The organism is Sulfitobacter sediminis (genome assembly GCF_040811725.1).
In the GTDB taxonomy this organism is placed as follows: domain Bacteria; phylum Pseudomonadota; class Alphaproteobacteria; order Rhodobacterales; family Rhodobacteraceae; genus Sulfitobacter; species Sulfitobacter sediminis.
Window position 1 is genome coordinate 15,760 of record NZ_JBFNXX010000022.1, and the last position, 20,899, is coordinate 36,658.

Annotated in this window: 12 protein-coding genes and 1 riboswitch; of the genes, 9 read left to right on the plus strand and 3 right to left on the minus strand. The window is 54.7% G+C overall.

Annotated elements, in window-relative coordinates; genetic code table 11:
- Nucleotides 1-21 precede the first annotated feature (21 nt).
- Complete coding sequence (locus tag AB2B41_RS19625; RefSeq protein ID WP_367879525.1) at nt 22-3,291, plus strand: hypothetical protein; 3,270 nt, start codon at nt 22-24, stop codon at nt 3,289-3,291.
- 304 nt (nt 3,292-3,595) lie between these two features.
- The gene (locus AB2B41_RS19630) at nt 3,596-4,546 is read left to right on the plus strand and encodes a diacylglycerol/lipid kinase family protein (RefSeq protein WP_367879526.1); all 951 of its coding nucleotides are present in this window, start codon (nt 3,596-3,598) and stop codon (nt 4,544-4,546) included.
- A gap of 186 nt (nt 4,547-4,732) precedes the next feature.
- Here the strand turns inward: AB2B41_RS19630 and AB2B41_RS19635 are convergent, their stop codons facing one another.
- The 3 genes from AB2B41_RS19635 to AB2B41_RS19645 all read right to left on the minus strand — a co-directional run bounded on the left by AB2B41_RS19635 (nt 4,733) and on the right by AB2B41_RS19645 (nt 7,718).
- Nucleotides 4,733-6,094 (minus strand): exonuclease domain-containing protein, encoded by a 1,362-nt coding sequence (locus tag AB2B41_RS19635; protein ID WP_367879527.1) that lies wholly within the window; start codon nt 6,092-6,094, stop codon nt 4,733-4,735.
- An 86-nt stretch (nt 6,095-6,180) separates the two neighbouring features.
- Nucleotides 6,181-7,098 (minus strand): metallophosphoesterase, encoded by a 918-nt coding sequence (locus AB2B41_RS19640; RefSeq protein ID WP_367879528.1) that lies wholly within the window; start codon nt 7,096-7,098, stop codon nt 6,181-6,183.
- Nucleotides 7,099-7,130: 32 nt separating this feature from the next.
- Nucleotides 7,131-7,718, minus strand: a complete 588-nt coding sequence (locus tag AB2B41_RS19645) for a hypothetical protein (protein WP_367879529.1) — start codon at nt 7,716-7,718, stop codon at nt 7,131-7,133.
- 46 nt (nt 7,719-7,764) lie between these two features.
- Nucleotides 7,765-7,868: riboswitch (SAM-I-IV-variant riboswitch) on the minus strand.
- 294 nt (nt 7,869-8,162) lie between these two features.
- Between AB2B41_RS19645 and AB2B41_RS19650 the strand changes: the two genes are divergently transcribed.
- The 7 genes from AB2B41_RS19650 to terL all read left to right on the plus strand — a co-directional run bounded on the left by AB2B41_RS19650 (nt 8,163) and on the right by terL (nt 20,872).
- Nucleotides 8,163-10,016 (plus strand): hypothetical protein, encoded by a 1,854-nt coding sequence (locus AB2B41_RS19650; protein WP_367879530.1) that lies wholly within the window; start codon nt 8,163-8,165, stop codon nt 10,014-10,016.
- A gap of 19 nt (nt 10,017-10,035) precedes the next feature.
- Nucleotides 10,036-11,334 (plus strand): hypothetical protein, encoded by a 1,299-nt coding sequence (locus AB2B41_RS19655; protein WP_367879531.1) that lies wholly within the window; start codon nt 10,036-10,038, stop codon nt 11,332-11,334.
- A 13-nt stretch (nt 11,335-11,347) separates the two neighbouring features.
- Nucleotides 11,348-16,480, plus strand: coding sequence for an FtsK/SpoIIIE domain-containing protein (locus AB2B41_RS19660; protein WP_367879532.1), 5,133 nt, complete (start codon nt 11,348-11,350; stop codon nt 16,478-16,480).
- 440 nt (nt 16,481-16,920) lie between these two features.
- Entirely contained in the window at nt 16,921-17,640 is a 720-nt protein-coding gene (locus AB2B41_RS19665) for a hypothetical protein (RefSeq protein ID WP_367879533.1), read from the plus strand.
- Nucleotides 17,641-17,746: 106 nt separating this feature from the next.
- A complete protein-coding gene (locus tag AB2B41_RS19670) occupies nt 17,747-19,054 on the plus strand; it encodes a site-specific DNA-methyltransferase (RefSeq protein WP_367879534.1) in 1,308 nt (435 codons plus the stop codon).
- On the plus strand, nt 19,051-19,479 hold the full coding sequence (locus AB2B41_RS19675; RefSeq protein WP_367879535.1) for a DUF5681 domain-containing protein: 429 nt from the start codon (nt 19,051-19,053) through the stop codon (nt 19,477-19,479). The genes AB2B41_RS19670 and AB2B41_RS19675 overlap by 4 nt, the downstream gene beginning before the upstream one ends.
- The gene (terL, locus tag AB2B41_RS19680; RefSeq protein ID WP_367879536.1) at nt 19,454-20,872 is read left to right on the plus strand and encodes a phage terminase large subunit; all 1,419 of its coding nucleotides are present in this window, start codon (nt 19,454-19,456) and stop codon (nt 20,870-20,872) included. Before AB2B41_RS19675 ends, terL begins: the two co-directional genes overlap by 26 nt.
- Nucleotides 20,873-20,899: the final 27 nt, after the last annotated feature.

Consider the following 20,899-nt stretch of genomic DNA (forward strand, 5'->3'; position numbering starts at 1 on the left):
AGCTGAAAGGAGTTCCCTGAGATGAAAACAGGATTAATCCTCCGGAAGTTCTTCAAGGGCGCAGCAGCTTTCTGCGTCACTGTATCTTCGGCATTAGCTGAAGGCGACGTCAACCTGCTGGATCCGGAGATCGGAAAATTCGAAAGCTTCCTCATGCCGGGCGGTCAAAGTGATGCGGTACAAGAGCTTCTCGACAATGATCCTGAGACCGGTGCGCTCTTCGACATTCCTACGAATGAGGTGGTTTCGTTAGATCTCGTATTCTCCTTCACAGGAGAAGGTGTCGCGCCCGAAGAGCTGGTTCTTACGAATTGGGATGCTGGAGGCGGTGAACGGCCTGCGCGCTTCGACATTCTCTATTCGTCCGTTTCAGCCTCTAGCGGCTATCGCACAATTCGCGATGGTCCATTAGACGCGCTAAAGCCTTCTGAAAAATTTAAGCTGCCAGTAGGCGGTGCAAATTGGGTCATGTTGAGGCTTTATCCCGCGGAGGGGGCGGCATCGCTCGCGCTTGCCGATGTCGCTCTTCTTGGTCGGGTCGGTACACCTGAAACCAAATATAAGTTTGGGGAAAGCCCTGCAGCTGCGCTTGATATTATTGCTGAGCTTTCCGCTTTCGGAAGTGGTGATTTTGATCTGACCGAAGACGAGCGGGACGTTTTCTCTCGTTCAAAGGACGGCATACTCGATCAGCGCGATTTCGAAAATATCGCTTTGATTGCATCTGGTGTACGTGATCCCGGAAGACGCAACGCGTTTATTGAACAAATAGATGCGCTGGAAGCAGAGGCACGTGGCAACCTTGATGTGTCAGCGCCCCCCAAGGAGCTTGGCGAGAGACTTCTGTTATGGCTGCACGATACCGTACTGACGGAAGGCTATGTCGAACGTCAAACAAACCTCTCTGAAGTACTAAGTGGCAATAGATTCAACTGCGTGTCATCCGCGGTTCTCTACAATGTCATTGGACAAAGACTAGGATTGGACCTTCGTGCAATTGAAGTCCCCGATCACGCATTTTCGATCCTCTACGACGGGGCCGATCACTTTGATGTCGAAACGACCACGGCGCGCGGGTTCAATCCGCATCGGGAGCGCATCGAAGAATTTGAGAAGCTGACAGGTTACGCCTACATACCGCAGTCTAACAAGTCCAAGAGGCGTGAGATTGGTCGTGCCGGTCTGGCCGCACTGATATATTACAACCACGGCGTGGGTTATCTGAAGGATGGTGATTACTACAACGCTCTTCTGGCCAACTTCCGTGCTCTAAGCCTTGATCCAGAACTAAAATCGGCAGCGACGAATGCGCTTGCCGCCATGGGTAGATGGAGCCGTGATCTGGCAAGATCAGGCGAATGGGAGGATGCAACCCGTGTTGCTGCACTTGGGCGAAAGCTGGCACCAGAAGACCGTGCACTAGTCAGCAATGAGATGCGGGTTTGGCGGGATTTCGCGCTGGCTATCGCGGAAACTGAAGGTCCAGAAGCGGGACTTGCAATTCTGCAAAGAGGGGCATTAGGTGTCCCTGATGCGGATTTCGAACCCCTTCGCTCGGCGCTCTTTATTCGACCGGGCGAGGCCGCGATCAAATCTGGCGACTGGACATCGGCTCACAAGATCGCTGACCGGGGCCTCGCGCTTCTTACCGACACGGCCCTGACCGATGTAAATTCCTGGAAAGAACAACTCTTCCTTCGCCAGTCGCGACAAGAAATGAATGAAAGCCGATTTGAAGCTGCGGCTGAAATTCTGTTCGATGGGCGCTCTACATATCCTGAAAGCAAGAAAGTTTCTCGCGCATTGGCCTATCTGGCACAGTCTTGGTCAGATCAGACTGAAGATTACGATGAGAGCATATCGGTTCTCCGAAAATTTTCCGATAGGTTTGCCCCGCTTGCAGGACTTGATGGGGTTGTTGAACGAAATGTCCTTAAACGCATACGTGCTGCCTCAGGCAACAAAGTTCCTAGGGATACGGCACTGGAGATGGCCAAGAGGTCCGAAGAGCTACTGGCAGCTATTGGATCGGACACAGCCGTTGCTCCACTCGTTTACCGAATTTACGGCGAACGCCTGATTGATGCAAAGGACTGGCAAGCGGCTGCCAGGCTCTATTCCGAGGGTCTTGGTCGCTTCGTTGACGACTATTACATAAAGCAGAATGCCCGCTTTGTCGTGCAGGAGTGGCAGCGTGCTGCTCTGGCCGCTGGGGGAAACACGGAACTTGAAGCTGTGGTCGCCCAGTTACGCACGCTCTTTCCGTCCTTCAGCCAGAACAAGGGCTTTGGAGAGAAAGAACTCAAGCGGGAGGTCCTGAAGCGTGTCAATGCAAAAGACTATGCAGCCGCACTTGAATACCTGAACAGCGCGCAACTCCTACTCTCAGATGAAACCTACCGGGATTTGCGCCTCTATATCGTTGATCATGAAGCAAATGGCGCAATGAAAGCGCACAACTGGCCACGCGCTGCTCAGCTTTATGCAACTGGGCGGGCAGAGATTGGTGAGCCCAAGATATTCTCAAACAACATCGCCTACATTGCCCAGGAATGGACTAAGGCGGAAGGCCAAGCGGGCGGAGCGGAGGCCGTTGCGCGTACAATGGAAATACTGATCGACCATTTCCCTCACGACAAGGCGGTTGCAGAGATGGGGGGGCGAACACTAAAGCGTTTGGTATCCGAAATGGTCAGGAAAGATCGCCTTGAGGAGGCGAAGTCGCAACTCGTCCTTGCCCGAAGGTTTCTAAGCCCCAAAGAACTGAGATCGCTTACAATCGTTTTATACCGGGATTACGGCAACCACTTGATCGACCGAAGGGACTGGTCGGGTGCCCTTACTGCTTACATGTCAGGTCTCGAGATCGTGCCGGACTCTAGCGATCTCGGTCGAAACGTGCCTTTTGCTTTTCAGGAATGGGCTCGCGAAGCCCTCGCAACTGGGAGGCCGGAAGACTTTCTTGCGGCCGTACAGCAGATGAAGGCGGTCTTCCCGAATGCGAAGTCCTTGCCCAACGTTCTGGAAAACGTGCTTTCTGAAAAAGCAGCAAGTGCTGTGAAGGTCGGTGATGCTGAAGAAGCGCTGGCTTGGGTCAATGCTGTCTCATCTGAGCTGGACAGCGATACCGTGCACAGCGTCAAGGTCTTTGTCTATGAGAAGTGGGCGCGACAGAGCTTTGAAAGCGACTGGGCGAAAGTTGTGGCAATCTACACTCGAGGGCTCGAAGACGTGGGAAAGAGCTCGTTATTGTCCAACAACCTTGCTTATGCCAAAAGTAAGTTGAATTAAGACCACGACAGAAAATGGTTGGGCGCATACTGAGAAATGGGTGATTTCAAGAAGTCGAAAAAGTTCGTCTTCAAAGGCATGACAACCGCGGACTGACCGCCAGGAGAAGCGGAGTGCACCGCGCCTTCGGATGTTTTGCCATCGTTCAATGGCAAGATCCTTTATCTTGCGGCGCTGTAGGAGCTCAAACATCTGGCATGCCCAAAGCTTCGTGGGCCAGTCGCCAGAGCTTCTATTCTTGACTATGCCGCCCCGGCTGGTTCCCAATCCCGACAACTTTGGAACTGGTTATGGAGTATTTTCGATGCGAACACCTGCAGTTCGCCCTGTCGATCGGAAGGCCGACTCATTAAACAAGCACGCCCATTACCTGTTCTTGATTAACCCGGATTCGGGCAAAACCAGCCTTTCAACAAAGAAGAACCTGGTGGCGCAGGTATCAAAGCATGTGAATGCGAGAACGCTGATTAGTGAGTCTGAAAGCCATGCGTCACAACTTTCAAGAGATGCGATGATGGCCGGAGATACTGTTGTCGCTTGTGGCGGCGACGGATTTCAAAATATCGTCGCGCAGCAGGCTGTAGAGACGGGTGGAGTGATGGCGATCCTGCCATTCGGGCGGGGTAATGACTTTGCTAACTCGTTGCAAATTCGAACCATCAGAGACGCTGAAGATGCGATCAAGAAGGGCTCAGTCCATTTCGCGCGATACGTAGATGTAGAGTTTTCGGACTATTCGAGAATTTGCCTGACATGTGCAGGAGTAGGCTTGCTCAGCGAGGCAAGTTTCAGGGCCGCAAGATTGCCACTGCTGAAGGGGAAGCTTCTCTACACGGCCGCCGCGCTGATCAGTTTGATGAAGCTGAGATGCCACCATTATGCGCTGACATTGGATGACAGTGAAACAATCGAGGAATTATTGATCTTTATTGGAGCGGCATCTGAGTATACCGGCGGCGGCATACACATAGCGCCACAAGCCACGTCAAACCCGGATAAGCTGAATGTTCTCTATGCAACGAGTCTTGGAAGAGCCGCTGCAGTCGGACTTCTGATGAAAGCTCTGTCCGGGAAACATCTGACCCATCCCAAGGTAAGAAATCAGTTTCATCAGCGGTGCCGGGTCACATGCGAGCCAAACAGTTTCTGGGCCTCGCTGGTCTATGGAGATGGAGAGCATCTTGGCGATCTGCCGGCCAATCTGCAGATCGGTAGCAAACCACTCCGGGTGCTTGTGCCCCATGCGATAAGCTAAGGCGCCGGTCTCGTACTCCCTGTTTGGCTGCTCCACCCGCGTTGCCGCTATTTGGGACCAGCTAAGCGAAGGTCCGCTTTTCGCATTTTGTGGCACTGCGTAAGCCCATTATGCTTAGTTCATAGACTGTGATCTGAATTCGACAACAGACGCCAATGAGCATTCGCATCTCATGGAGCGAAGTATCTATTCTGACATACGGTCTGTATAGAAGCTGCGCAAATCCCGCAAAGTCTCCCGTGAAACCACCCCCCGCTTACCCAGTTCCGTCAGTTGCTGTTCAACAACTTCATGGGTTGTCCATGGTGGATTGATTTCATTCGAATGCCAGCGTGCCCGTATCTGGTTTTTGGCGTTTTCAAGATAGCTTTCCGGGAGCAGGTGTGATGCGTTGGAATGAATAATCCTCCTGCCCAGTTGTTTCAGCCTTTCATCGCCGAGGCTTTCAACAATCTCAACGCGCTGCGCCCAATCAGATTTCTGGAAGTCGCGGAGCGCGCGTTTGTCATCGCCTGAATAGAAACCTGAGTAGATCCGTTCTTCGACGTGCTCCGGCTCTTCACGGTCAACAAACCGCCGCGCCAGCGCAGCACCGACCCTCGAACGGAAATCCGGGTGCGCCGCGACAGCGGATGCGGCTGCGATCCAGTCTGGTTTGGGGTTTTCGACCGGGAAGAGGTTCGGGACCTGGTTGGCGGACACGGTGCGGATAAGTTTTGGTGAACCGGACACAGCGCGGTCGAGTGTTGCGTCGTCTGCTCCAAGCAAATCAGCCGCATTGCAGGCGTCGAGGTCAAGAAAGGCCAGCGCGTTGGGGTTATCCGGGATTTTGCCCGCGTAGACGCCGTAATATGACCTCGGTGGCGCTGCGCCAAAGCGCAGGATCAGCCGCATTGGATCGCCTCGCTGAAGGTCCTCGATGACCGTTGCCTTGTCTCGGTTGTGCAGGCAGCGCTCGTAGACTTCCGGTGTGCGGTGCTTCAACAGCGACAGGATATGAAGTGTGGCTCTGACGTCGCCCAGAGCATCGTGTGCATTGTGCTCGGCGAAACCATTGGATGGCGCCAACCGATCAAGCCTGAACGTCGAACGACCGTTTTCATCAGTCGGCCACTCGAGCGCCTCAGGAGCGAGTTCGCGCACGGCATAGACCATCTGCATAACATCCATGCGGCTGTTTCCGCCGGTTTGTGTGAGATAGAGATCCGGGTGAAGGTTCTGGTAGAACATCTGCCGCATCACATTCTCATCGAAGTTGATCGAATTGTATCCGACCCACGTGGCCGACGACCAATCCATTATCGTTTTGGCAACCGCCTGGGAAAACCCGAACCATGTGTCCAGCGAGGCATCCATAAGAAGTTCGGGTGTCACGCCGGTTATCGCCAAGGCCATAGGAGCGGGCAGGATGTGAGGCTCCAGACGACAGCGCAGGTTGCGGCGATCCACCTCACGCAAGTCGTCGTCAACCAGGAGCGCCGCAAACTGCAGGGGCTGATCGAATGCGGGCGAGGTTCCTGTGGTTTCAAAGTCGTAGAAAGCAAACATGTGCGCTCATTCTGGTTTCAGATGATCCGGATTGCCAGTAGCACGATTAAAGATCAGCGCACCTGATGGGAGATTTAGTGTTGCTGTTATTGGTGGACCCGCAGCCACTCGAGCGACAAAGTATTTTGGCCCGGGCGGGCTTCATATGAAACAAGTGGTCCATCAAGTCCTGCCGAATAGTCGAGGCAAAGTGCATTTTTCGCCTGAAGCACGGGATTACCTTGCATCCAGTAGTGTCCGAAAAAGACGGGTGGAGCATCGCTTGGATAAGCCGAGGTAATTATTCTGTCGGGTAGTTTCTGATCAGGGAGTTGCTCAGGTTTCGGAACTGAGATTGCTACGTCACGCCATGAAGTCACGTTACTGTCCCACCATTTCCGACGTACCTCCGTTCGGTGGTGATCACCTTTGTCGACAAAAAAGTAACCGTCGGGCAGCTGAAGTTCTGGGCCCTTGAGAGCCGTCTCGACCAGTTCGAACAACACATCTTCTTTGGCTGCAGCCCTGACCAGTTGTCCCTCAGACAAGACTCCTCTCGTCGTTTGTTGTTTCAACTGTCCGATACCGGCTTCGTCCCAGCAGGCATGAACCGCACGGAAACCGTCAAACTCAAGATAGAGAGGAAGTTCTTTCATCCAGGCGATGGCTTCGCTGGCCTCAGGTGATCCCAAAGGGAACTCTTTCAGAAAGGATGCATGCTGAGCGATATTTTTTTCAGAGTGTGCTCTGAGCGGACCGGTTTCATCAGCGGTGTGAAAATGTATCGCGTTCAGTTCATGGTTACCCATGACTGCGAAGGCGGTGCCGGCTTCGATCATACCCCGCACAATATGGATCACTTCGCGGTTGTCCGGGCCACGGTCGATAAAGTCCCCAAGATAGATGACATGACGCCTGGGGTCGCTGTGGCGCCAGGCACCGTTTTTCTCGGAGTAGCCGAGATCGCGCAATGCGGCTTTCAGCTTTGTTGCCTGACCGTGAATGTCGGGAATGATATCATACATTTGGCTTTGGGCCTCGCTGGTCGGGTCGCATCTCAGGGCGCGATGTTGGTGTCAATTGCGAGCCAGGTTGTCCGGGCCGCTACTGCAGAAGTAATGAGCGGAATGCACCACTCACCGTCGAGCTTGGCGGTTGCGTAGCGCGGTGTTGTCGGATGTTCACCAAGCTCAAGGCCCAGATCGGGAATCCGGGCGCCAAACGGCCCCGCAATCTCGTCCCGAAACAGATCGTAGAGAAAATCATGGGCTTCGGTTTCAGGCCTGTAGTTAGCATGCCAAGTCTGAAAGGCGGGATCTTCGATACAAGTGGGTTCGAAAAGTTCATCTTCTGCAAACCACCCCTCATCGATCATCCGCCAATGGTCCCGCTGCTGTAGCAGGAGGTCTGTCCCCGGTCCGAAAGCTCGCTCGAGAACGTCTGACCTGATCAGCTTCTGCGGTGTTTCCGGTCCGTCGCTAAACAGAACTAGCCGACCTTCATCGGCTCGTTTTGCGAAGACGGTGCGGACCCTTGGCAGTGCTTTCAGGGGAAGGCACTCACTTTGTTCAGCAGATGCCTCTGCAGCAAACGGGCTGGATGCCGTTGCTGCCGTTGTGACAATGAATTTTCTACGCGTGATCATGACGGTCTCCTTCTAAGGGACCGGCAGGGCAATAGCTTGTGGATGGGGCCAACCCTTTCGTTGCCGATCTGGCCGCATCCCCTTTCGGGCTACCACCTTGCCGGGTTGGGCAGGTTGGTGGGGACACTTGTCCCACTCTTGATGCAGCTATGGATATAAACGCGAAGCAATATACGTTCAAGGCCGCAACCTTTGTTACTCTTGGGGGTAGGGGATCGGTTTGGTTGCTTGGCCGAGACTATCAACGGTCTGTTCAAAGCCGAGGTCATCCCGCGTCGGAGGCGCTATCAGCAAACTGAGAGCGAATCCTAAAGCAATCGATGGGCTTCTTAGGGCGACCCATGAATTCCGCAAATATTGCATTCGCTTGCCACATTGCTACTCTTCAAAATAGAAATTCCATCCGAACATCCGAAGAGGTGTTGCGGTGTAGAGAGCAGCTATATGTCGGAAATGAAGAATCCTCACGTTTATCGGATGGCAAGATTCCTACCATTCGATCCGTCCCACGACCAGATTTATGAAGAATATCAGGTAGCTGGTGACACTCTCAACCTAGATACTGTCGCATATAACTATGTTCTCGAAGCTGCCAATACTGGCGCGCATGTAATCGTCCTAACCGGCGATGCAGGTCACGGGAAAACGCACCTGTGCCGGAGGATCATCGAGAGCTTCCTAGGGTATGGCGAAGAGGAAGCGAGAAAGCTGATCAACGAGGCGTGCGATGGCAGGCAAGTTATCTACGCGAAGGAGGGTGTTTCAGCAAATCTCGGGCTACGCATCTTTAAGGACTTTTCAGAGTTCTCACCGGAGATCGCGGCGAACCTGGTCGAGGAGTCCAACAGTGACGAGGCTGTAACCATCATCTGCGCAAATGAGGGAAGATTTCGCGCCGTTCTTGCCTCGGACCAGGCCGGGCACTATTGTGCGCAGCTTCTGAATAGCTTCGAGGCGTCCTTCGAAAATGGCAAGGCCAGCCAGGATGGGCGCGTTCATATCGTCAATCTCAATCACCAGTCCACTGCAGCCGACGAAGACGGTCTCTCGCTTGGAGACCGCGCGATCCGTGACTGGACTTCTGGTACGAGGTGGAGAAGCTGTGGCGAATGTGACGCTCGAGAAGCTTGCCCAATCAACCGCAACAGAGAAATGCTTTCAGAGCGCGTCGACGAGGTTGCGGCCGCTACGAGAAAGACAAAGCTGCGACTCCTGTTCGCCACGCTGGAGCGAATTGGCTACGTCATAACCATCCGCGACATGCTCATGGCATTTGCATATCTTCTGACAGGGGGCTTGAAGTGCGAGGACGTCCACAGGATGAGACGCGGCCGAAAGAAGTGCTGGCAGCAGGCCTACGCATTCTACAATCTCGCCTTTGAGGCCCCCGACACGCTTTCGAAAGAGCAGCTGAACCGTCTGCCGCTTATGCAGCAGCTTCCGAAACTCGATCCCGGACGGCGCGCTATCCGCGAAATTGACGAGCGTATTGTCAATGAACAGGAGATTTTCAAACACGGGCAACTGGATCTGCAGTTTCCGGCACCGCCAACTTCAGATGAAGATTTCATCGATGCTGCGGACGGTATTGACGAGATTATTGGAGACCCCCGCAACAAGAAGCAGCGTGCTGATGAAGCTGAAAATGTCTCGCAAGTCGTAAGGGCTCTCAGGCGCCGGGCATATGTCGACGGGATCGGCAGACAAGAACTCGATATGGCACACCTTGGCTTTCCCTATGGCGCTGACTTCTTGGCAATTGTCCATGACCAGTTGGACAACGCGGAACGGACCCTTTTGAAAAGAAAGGTGATCGCCGGTTTGCACCACATTCAGGGTCTTCAGTTTTCACAACAGACGCCAATACTCCACCTCGTCGATCCAGCATTTGGGCGTTCCATGTCCGGAACGGCAATACTGGCTGCCAGGATAAAACCGGCAAACGTTGACCTACTCAGACTTTCAGAAAAGTGGGGAAATAGCGAGGACGTCCCGCATCACGTCAAGTCGAGCGTGGACTGGATTGACCGCCACGTGGTCCTGCGGGTCATCGACAAACAGGACGACGCTCACGATCTGCTAATGGATTTGATGACGTTCGATTGCATTCTCCGAGCGGCTGCTGGCCACGTTCCGACCAAATTCTACGAGCACGATATTCGACGTGTCGCCAGTTTTCTGGGCCGGATTGCGCAGTCCGCACAGGCAAGCTCCGACCAGATCAATCTGATTAGAGACGGCCTATCGAGCACGATCTCAATCGATGGAACCACCATTCAGGTCGGCGCCGGGGCCTGATCAAGGGATAGATTTGAAAATGCAGGACGAAATCAATCAAACTGTCCGAAAAGGTCCAGAAGTTTCTCGCGAACTGTTCGGAGGCGTCCTCGATTTCGATGCCGCCGGACACTACCCGGGACTTGAGCTTCTGAACTTTATCTTCTGCGGACAAGGCGGAAATAGGCTCCCATCATCAGACACTGTGCAAATCATTCGCCGATCGCACGATTTCGGGAGGCGGCTGGTCTGGGATAGCAGCTTCAAAGATGATCAACGACGGCATGATGTACTGCTCGACGACAATTCCGCTGAAGAGACCCTGCGAGAACTTCTCCGCTGCTTGCAACTTGAAATCCCCAATGGAACGAAAGAACCGAAGTGGTCGAGAGCGCATTTTTTCCCGTACACATCTTCGCTGATACATTGGGACGCCAGGGAGCGCTCCGGCAACATACGCCTCGAGCGGCTCTATCTTCGCGGTGGCGGAGCGCTCGCCTTCAAGATCCTTAGATTCGATCCAGACGCGGCCCGTCTCAAGCGAGTTGCAGACGGGTTCGACCAACTTTACTCGGCGACTCTCGAAAGCCCTCTGGAAATTCTCGCAGATTTTATCAACAAACAGAGCAAATCGGATACAGAGCCGGTTCTCGATGACATTGAAAAAGCCACACGGGCCAATATCGACGATTTCGAAGATGTTTACCGCGATGGCATCCTCAACATTCTTGAACAGTCTCAAGCAACCTCTGTGGCAAAGATACGTGCGGTCATGGGCTGGACGGCGCTCTGGCTGGTATTGATGCAGAACCGTCGGGCCAGGCAGAAACTGGAATTGAAAGAGAGCCCCATCATTTGCGATTGCGGCGCCGGAAGTCCCCAACTTCGGCGAGCGTCGCAGCGTTGTTTGCAGGAAGTCCTCGGAAACATTCTTGGCGCAATTGACAGCGTTGCCGCCGATCCAAGACTCCCCAACGCGCAACGTAACAAGATCCGTAGCTTTTTCTGGGCAACTGCCGCTGCAAATGGCTTTCTCAATGCTTGGCGCGGGCGGAAACACTTCACATTATCGGTTGATGCCCTGGAAATGATTGTGCTGGCAACGATACCGGCAGGCAGCGAGATGCCCTTCGAACGCTTTGTGACGGAGGTCCTCTATGACCGCCTTGACATCGCAATCGGTCGGGGCGCTGCCGAGGGTTCAGGCCTAATCAACTCGATCGATGCGAGCATTTTTGAGGAAAACGAAGCACAGCTGGCCCTTCAGATGATCGCCGCCGGACTGGTGACCCAGTACTCAGACGCTACGCGAATGGTCAGCCCAAGAACGGCCTCCTGATCGGAATTTAGAAATGAGCGGAATTGATAAAGTAATCGCCGGTACGGCTTTCGAGATCGTGGCCCGGAGCTTCTCTTCGGGTGATGGCTCTGATCGTAATTCGTTCAGGTTGAAGAACCTGACAAGAAGTGAGGCAATGGAGTTTCTTCGCATCTGGCAACAAGGACGTGCCGATCGGGACCTCGAACGTGTCAGACTAATAGTAGCCAGTGACGCACATGACGAGTTCCCACAGGAGTTCAGAGCGAATCCGGAGAATTCCATCACTTTCTATCGCAACCACAATGAGCACGGCCTCGTATATATCGAGACAAAGGTTGAGAGCGACGAGCAGGGTCTGAAGGACCTTTTTACTTTGCGGGACGTGAATTTTCTCGACGGCACCTTCGATGAAGATGGCGAGTTTCTTGTCCCAGAAGAAATGGTCAGACAAGCTCTCCGCTTTGCCGGTTCACAGAACCCAGAAGGTAACGAGCTTCTGCGAGACCGTCTGGTTGAGGTTCTCCGAGAACTGAACGCTGCGGACATGACTGTTCCGGTACGAAAATTTGCGGATTTTGTAGTCGCTGCGGCAGAGGAGATCGTCTCCGGCCGTGGCGTATACTCCCCCGAGGAAACAAATGCGCTTGTTGGTCGATGCCTTGTTCATCTGGATATGTTCCCGGACGAATACTGGCGTCAGAATCCCAGCCGACTGTCGCGCCGTCTCTCTCTGAACCTGTTGCGATCCGAACTCGCCGCCTCTCCCTCTTCAGACCTCGACGCGGAAAGGACCGCACAGGATTGTGAGCGAACAAAGTATGTGGACGAGGAAGGCAAGCCCTATGAACCTGATACACAGGCCCACTGGCGCGACGAATGCTCGAAATACTGCCTTTCTCCCACCCGTGACAGACGTGAGAGAATTCCATACCGGATATTCGAGCAGGCCTTCAGCAAGGATGTGAAGGGGCTCCCGCTCGGAAAGCGTGTAGCCGAGGAAATTGTCGACCATTCGCCTTCAAGGAAGTCGGAGTTCGATGGGCTCGCGGTGGAGAAAGGGTTGAACAACCGGTCCTCCGACGACGCAATCAAGTTTCTGGAAAGCGAGTCGGCGGACACGGGTGCTCTTCCCTTAAAGGACCTTCTTTCGAAGCAGACCCTTCGCAGGATCGAAAAACTGGCTTCACCGGCAGTCGAAAGGGTGCAGAACCCGGTAATCAGGCTGGCGCAAGTGGCAAAGGGCTTCCGCGATAGTTCGGATCTCAAAGATGGCGAGTATCGGATCGAAATGCGCGCGGGCGGCGGAACAACCGACCGGCACGCTCCAACTCTTGGTCTTTTTGCATTCCTTTACGGAAAATCGCTGACCGAAATTCGTGCCACCGTGGCGGATGGTCTTGGCTCTATCACTCTCGAAATCGACGATCGCCTGACCAGACAGTCTGAAGTCCCGCCGCTGAAAGGTGATATAGACCCCGAGGCCGAGAGTTCGGACGCGGGTTCCTCGGAGGAGGATGAGGGAACGGTCTGGTTGCCAGTACCGATCGAATTCGTGCTGAAAAATAAAGAGGATGGCACTGAACTTGACAGCGAGTTGGCCATTGAGTGGCTGCCGGAAGATTTGCCCTACCTCGCCTTGTTCTGGATATCCGTCTGTGGGGAAGACAGTGGCGAGGTCGCGGCGGAACTTTTTGCGCCTTCAAACCGGAACGGCGAACAATGGATCACCGAAGTTACACATCGCCTTCTCCCGTTTGCGAATGGAAAGGCGAAACCAATCCGTGAGGAATTACGAAAGCATCCAATCATCGACCGTCTGGTAGACGTTCGTTCAAGATTTCGGGCTGAAGCCCGAAAAGAAGGGCTGTCGGCCGCGCTGTTGAACGACGTGTTTGATGAGTGGTCCTCACTTCTCGCAGATGCGCGCAGGGCTTTCGTGCCGGATGGCGACATTCCTGATGGTATGATTGAATTTCTGAATGCTGACTGCGTGCAGGGATTTGATGGCGAGAACGTCCTGATGCTGCAGTCCCACCCTCTGAAATTGAGGTGGATCGCCCGCTACCTTGCGAAGTCATCCCAGCTTGCCTCGGACGCAATTGAGGGCACTCTACGGCTCAACGATCAGAACGAAAACCTGTATCTGAGCTGGATTCAGGGGTTATCACCGCACCAACAACCATCGATTCACACGACGTCAGAGGGGCATATTCTATTCGCTGATGGTGAGCGCGGTTGGACTGAGAATTTCCAGAAACATGTCTCATCGGGTGGTACGGCATCTGGTGACAGAATACACGCGAGCTTGGTTTCGGAAATTGTCCGCCAGATAACCGGATATGTCCACGCGCACCCGTACAAGGCTGACGGCTTGAGAATTCTTGTTGTGACCGGCAGTGCCAGCGCTCTACCTGCGGACATCGTCCAAGAAGTCAGGAAAGGCGAGTTCAAGAACCTTGCGATGACGATTGAACTTGTTGCGCCGAGGGACTGCTGGGATGAGGCCGCTCGCAACTTCGAGTTGGTAGACACTGACAATCGGCTTACCGGTGCAGGCTCACTTTTCCCGCCAGTACAACTCAATCTTCATGACCTTGAGAAGGTCCGGGAAGACACGGACAAGGAGCTGGGCAGCCTTGTTTGCGACCTCGCGATCGTCCCCCAGTTTCTGGATGACAATTTCAGTAAGGACGTCAAGACCGAAGATGAGTCGTCGTCTCCCGCGAAGTTCGACCCACTTCTTGACGACCCAACCTATATCGCATCGGGAGCTGGCTCGTCGTCTCTCTGGGTATCATTAAGACCTAAGACGACTGACACAGCTCTTTCAGACTGGTCTACACTTGCGGTCAGGCATGAACGTAGAAATCCAGTCGCCGCAGATCGTCCGGAAGCCACAGACTTCATCGACATTCGGATCAACTTTCACAATACAGCCCGCTTTTTCGGGGTTCTACATAAACGTTCGCATTGGGTGATCACGGTCGAGCGTCACATCACGAGGGAGCAGATTGAGAAGCTCGAAACGCGACCAGAGGTCCTTTCCCTGCGCGATGGAGTTGGCCCCGGCGGCATGTTCACCCTCATTGTATCGTCAAACATGGGCCAGCAATTCGTCATCGATCGACTGACCCGAAAGCTCAAGCGAATTGCGTCGCTGATTGGTAGACAGGAGCTGGCCGAAAAGCAGGCAAAGCAGCTAGCCCATAAAATCTACGAAGAGGCCAGGCAGATTGCGCCAAGGCTGACGCTGGACGCGCTCGGGATATCCCGCGTTACCGAGGAGATCCTCGGTTTGAGCATCGCGAGACAGGTCGCCAACCGGCAAATGCCAACTTCTGTCAAGGAAGGGTTCGTCGCCTGGATATCTCTTGATGAACACCCCGAGTGGTTCGCTTCGGCAAACTCGATGCGCGCCGACTTGATCAGATTGGGGGTGAGCCTCGGCGACGATGGTCTGTCAGTCGATCTTCTTGTTCTTGAGAGTAAATTGAGACGTTCCAACTACGACGCTCACGGGGCGGAACAGGTTCGAACAACACTGCAGATGTTCGATGCCGTATTCCCGCGGGATGGAGAACAGGATCCAATTGATGGCGAACTCTGGAGGGATACAATTCTTTCAGCAGTCGATACCGTCAGCGAACAAGCTGTCTTTGTTCCGAAGGATACAAAGCCAGATCAGACGCCTCGGCGCTCGCGGGTCACGGAAGAAATCCGAACTCTCTTTCGGGAAGGTGACTTTGCCAAAGTGAACCTCTCCGGCCTCTATTCCATATGCGAATACTCTCACCCAAGAGACATGAAGGTCGAGGCATACGATGCCGATCCAAGGGTGCTGATCGCGCAAACGGGTGGCGGAGCATTGCTTGACCGCCCTGCCGATCCTCTGGTTCTCGACCCGATTGCAAAACAGGAGGAGAAAGAGGACAGGAAAGAAGATGTCGAGACGGCTCCCACCGAAGTGGAAAAGGTGGAGGATGAAAAGGAGACCGCCGAGGAGTACGCGGCGCCCCCTGAAAAAACAGATGATGCATCCGTTGAGCACGAGACGGTTGATGAGACACTACCGTCTGATGAAGTCAAACATCCCCCGAGCGACCGCCGGAGTCATCTTGGGAAGACCGAGCTTGACCGCCGGTACCAGATAATTCTGGATACTTTTGGTCAGTACGGCATCAGCGTGAGTAAAACGGCAGCGGATGTTGAATACGCGATCGAGGGCCCTGCTTCGATTCTGTACCGTGTAAGGCCTGGCAAGGGAGTGCCGCCAAGCAAACTGTCTGCACAGCATGACGCTTTGAAACTCGCGTTGGAACTGGACGCGTCCCAGGACATGCGTTTCGATATCGACAAGGGATACGTGACCATAGATGTGCCCAAATTGGATGAGGATCGGTATTTTGTGGATGCAGCCGACCTCTGGTCTCAATGGAAACGCCCTGAGTTCGGCCTCAAAGTGCCTCTTGGTGAGGACCGTCTCGGGAACGTCGTTGAAATCGATTTCACGTCGTCGAATTCGCCGCACCTTCTGATCGGCGGCACAACCGGAAGCGGCAAGTCCGAAGCGCTCAATACGATCCTCGCCGGCATTACCGAACACTACTCTCCAGATGAAGTGCGACTGCAGCTTATTGACCCCAAGGGTACAGAACTCGAGCATCTCTCGGGGTCAGAACACGTCGATGGTGAGATCGGTTGGGATGAGGAGGACGCGATCGAGATCCTTGCGCGGGCCGTTGATGAAATGCAGGCCCGCTACGCGAAGTTCAAGAGCTCGAAGGTCAAAACACTTGGGGCTTACAATGCCCAGGCGTCGGAAGGCACGAGAATACCAAGGTGGGTTATTGTACTCGATGAATATGCGGACCTGACGTCAGAGGCAGAGGCAAAAAAGACGATTGAGGGTCACCTTAAGCGCCTCGCCCAGAAAGCCCGCGCAGCCGGAATTCACGTCATCATTGCCACCCAGAAGCCAGATGCCTCGGTTATTAGCACAAACCTCAGGTCAAACCTTCCGGCGCAGCTTGCCCTGCGTGTAAAAAGCGCGACAGAGAGCCGAGTTATTATGGACGACCCTGGGGCGGAGTCCCTGACCGGAAAAGGCGATGCATTTTTCAAGGAGAGTGGTGTGCTGACCCGCGTTCAGTGCGCAAAGATCTGACTATTCTGTATCTTCGTTCTGCTAAGCTGACCCCGCCACCGGCCCCGGCCGGGGCCGGTGGCGGGGTGGTGCGCGACGTCTGACCCTTGTGGCACCACCGCGTTCCTTACCTTGTCGAGATCCCAAGTTGCTGCAGAGGTTTGCCCGTCCTTTTTCGTTAGCACTATTTACCCAGCTGACGGTGTCGGATGGGAGCCGCGTTAACACGGTACGAGAGGCGAAGCGCTTAACAGTGTAGGTGCCTTCGGACCATCCCTATGACGAGTATACTCCGCTGCTCCGGGTGAAGCAGGGGAGAGCGATTCTTAGCCGCTACGAGAAACATCTTGCGGGCCGCTCTGTTTGGCAACCAGTATGATATCGGAGGCAACAGATGCAGGGCTGTAAGGTCGATGGTGCAAGGTAGGCAATCCGGGAAAGATCGGATAGGCGATCAGAAAGTGGACGAGGTTTTGAGTGCCGAAGCCGACTTTGGTTGGGTTGCGGAGGTGCAGGGGCTATCGGAAGAACAGCTCGAAGACGTAATCGGCAGTTTCGGCTGCAAGGATGAAGAGACTCACGCCGAGTTGCGCAAACTTGTTCCGGATGCCTACAGAAGTTTCATACAGCGGGCAAAATTCGAGAGCAGTCGGCATGCGCCAACTCTTGGTGAAAATAGTATAAAGCCATCAACTGCCGTTTCCCGCGACCTGAAACGTATTGGAAAAGCCGTGGAGCAGCTCGAGCAGGTTCTTGACACGCTCGATCCCGCGACGAACGACTGGTTCCGGCTCTTTCAGGATGAACGATGTATCCAGGCTGAAGACGCTATAAGCCATGATTTCGAGCTGTTGCGTCGGCAACTCGACTGGCCCCTTGGCGTTCTCCTCGCTGCGTCTCGCGAGGGTGAAAGTCTAAGTATTCGCGGCCCGTCAAATGCCGCGACGAAAGACCTGATCCGCCGAATGGCCAACCTATGGTGGCGAGCTCACGGTGCTCTGCCGATCGCTGGCAAGGGCAGGGGCAATCGCGATCAGGATCCGTTTCTGGAACTCTGTCGTATCGTGCATGGAGTAGGGCGCTCTGAACTTTCCGAAGCCGGTTACCATATTGGGATCGGTAGCCTGACGCGGGTTGTTTATGATGTTCTTAAGCAGATGAAATCCAGAGCAGATTCCTGAGATAACGTTTCGGGACAATTTTTTCGCGTTTTTGGGAAAAACTTGTCCGTTATATCGAGCGGGCCCCAAAGCCATGTTCCTCCGCATGACCTGAACGGAGGGACAAATGCAGAAACTTCATTTCCAATACGTTTCGACGGACGCGCTCACCGTCAATCTGCGTAACGCCAGAACGCACGACCGCAAACAAATCCAGCAGATCGCCGCAAGCATCAGGGAGTTTGGCTTCACCAACCCGATCCTTGTGGATACCGACGGTGTCCTGATCGCCGGCCATGGCCGACTTGAAGCGGCCCGATTTCTGAACCTTGAGACTGTGCCTGTGATCCGGGTCGCGCATCTGCCCGAACCGGCCCGCCGGGCACTCATGCTGGCGGACAACAAGATCGCGCTGAACGCAGGCTGGAACATGGATTTGCTCGCCGCCGAACTCACGGATCTCGGCGACTTGGAACTGGGTTTCGACATCGAAGTCACCGGCTTTGAGGCAGCAGAGATCGACATCATCCTCGATGCGGCGCGGAATGACGGCGAAGACTCTGAAACCGCAGCGGAACCGGAGTCCGGTACACCGACTACTGCCCCCGGCGATCTCTGGCAGCTTGGTCCACACCGAGTGCTCTGCGGCGATGCGCGGTCATGCGAAGACGTATTGCGTCTGATGGGCGATGAGCGCGCGGATGCTGGCTTCACAGATCCGCCCTACAACGTCCGGATTCACGGTCATGTCGGCGGTAAGGGAAAGACCCGGCATCGTGAATTTGAGGTCGCCTCGGGAGAAATGACTTCGGATGAGTTCGCAGTTTTTTTGCAGGCCACGCTCGGCTTTGGATCTGAATTCAGCAAGGCTGGCTCCGTCTGGTTCGTCTGCATGGACTGGCGCCATCTCCCGGAAATGCTCACCGCTGGGCGGTCCGTATTCGAAACCCAGCTCAATCTCTGCGTCTGGGCAAAGACGAACGGAGGTATGGGCTCACTCTATCGGTCCCAGCACGAACTCGTTCTGGTCTATCGCGCCGGTAAAGGCCGACACCGCAATAACGTCAGTCTTGGGCGCTATGGACGCAACCGCACCAACATCTGGCGCTACCCGGGTGTCAACACGTTCCGCAAAGGGCGAATGGACGAACTTCGTGCACATCCTACAGCGAAACCTGTCGCGATGGTCAGAGACGCTCTGCTGGACGTCACGAAACGCGGTGACCTGGTGCTCGACCCGTTCATGGGAGCCGGTGCGACGCTGATGGCCGCAGAAGCAAGCGGGCGACGTGCATTCGGCCTCGAAATCGACCCCGCATATGTCGATGTCATTCTTCGCCGCTGGCGTGATGCAACCGGGGAAGAGCCGGTGCGCCTGTCGGACGGCAGGTTTCTGTCAGAGATCGAAGACGATCGCGGGGAGGGTGAGGCGTGAGCAAAAAAGAATACGAAGTGGGATATGGTAAGCCCCCTGAAGCCGGCCGCTTTCAGAAGGGAAAGTCTGGCAATCCAAAGGGGCGGCCAAAGGGAACTCGGAACCTCTCGACAGATATCCGTAAGGTTCTTGCCGCAAAGGTTTCGATCACTGAAAATGGCAAGCCTCGCAAGGTTTCAACTCAGTTCGCAACTTTGATGCGTCTGCGGGAAAAGGCCCTGAAGGGTGATCCGCGGGCGATGGAACGTCTGCTGGAACTCGCCCGGACAATAGGCGCTGAGGATGAGGCGCGTGCCGCGGAGCAGGGGCTTATTCGGGGGGAAAGCGACATCGTCGCGCGCTTTGTCGAGGCAAAGCTGAAGGTGGCGCTGGAAAATTCAGACGACAAAGGAGATGAAAATGGCGCAGCTATTCAGACCGACTGATCGTGAGGTTTTTGGTCCTCTGCTGCGACAGGACTTGTCCAGCTTCATCCAGAGGGCGGCGCTGACGGTCAATCCGGGTATGAGTTACCTTCATAACTGGCATATCGATGCGATAGCATGGCATCTTGAAGAGGTTGCGCGTGGCGGGATCCGGCGGTTGATCATTACCATGCCGCCAAGATCCCTGAAGTCGGTTTCGGCCTCGATTGCGTTCCCGGCCTGGCTGCTCGGCAAGGACCCCCGCCGGCGCATTGTCTGTGTTTCGTACGCCGAAGGGTTGGCAGACAAGTTCGCTCTCGATTGTCAGAAGGTGATGGAAGCGCCCTGGTACTGTGCCACGTTTCCTGTGACCCGGATTGCCAAAGGGCGTGGCGGACGGTCCGACTTTGAAACGACGCGCGGAGGAGGGCGCTTTTCGACCTCAGTCGGAGGAACGCTTACTGGCCGGGGCGGTGATATCATTATCATTGATGACCCGCACAAGCCCGATGAGGCGCAGTCAGATGCAAAACGCGCAGCCGTGATCGAGTGGTACCGGTCCACTTTGCTCAGCCGGCTCGATGACCCGGTAACAGGTCCGATCATCCTGATACAGCAGCGTGTCCATGAAGCAGACCTCGCCGGTACACTGCTTGAAATGGGCGACTGGCTTCACCTTGATCTGCCAGCAATCGCGGAAGAGCCGGTCGAAATCTCGCTTGGCTGGCGGGGAACTGTCCGTAGAGTTCCAGGTCATCTCTTGCATGAAGCGCGGTTGCCGAGGGACTTGCTGGATCAGCGACGCAGTGAACTTGGGTCCTACGTCTTTGCGGCGCAATACCAACAGCGTCCTGCACCAATGGGAGGGGGGCTGGTGAAATGGGACTGGTTCAAGACCTACTCGGCACTTCCCGACCGTCGCTCAGGGGACAGGATTATTCAAAGCTGGGACACGGCTTCCAAAGCGGAAGAAGCCAACGACTGGTCAGTCTGTACCACTTGGTTAGTCCGTGACCAGATGGCCTGGCTTGTCGACGTTTGCCGGGCCAGGCTGGAGTTTCCAGAGCTGAGGCGCCGGATAGTCAGCGAGTCCCATAGGTTTGACGCAAAGCTTGTCTTGATTGAGGAGGCCGGCTCCGGTCTTCAACTGCTGCAGGAATTCGCACGCACCCGGGAAGTAAATGCAAAAGGCCTCAGACCCCGCGATGACAAAGCAACGCGGCTTATGGCAGTTTCCCATCTCATCGAAGGCGGTAATCTTTCGATCCCGGAAGACGCGCCATGGATGGCGGAATTCCGTCGGGAGATGATGCTGTTTCCCAATGGAAAGCACGATGATCAGGTCGACAGTGTTTCGCAGTTCTTGCGATGGCTTGCGGAACCGAAAGCGGTTCCCAGCATACGGTTTTTGTGAGCCACTGTTGGGCTCTGGATGCCGGAT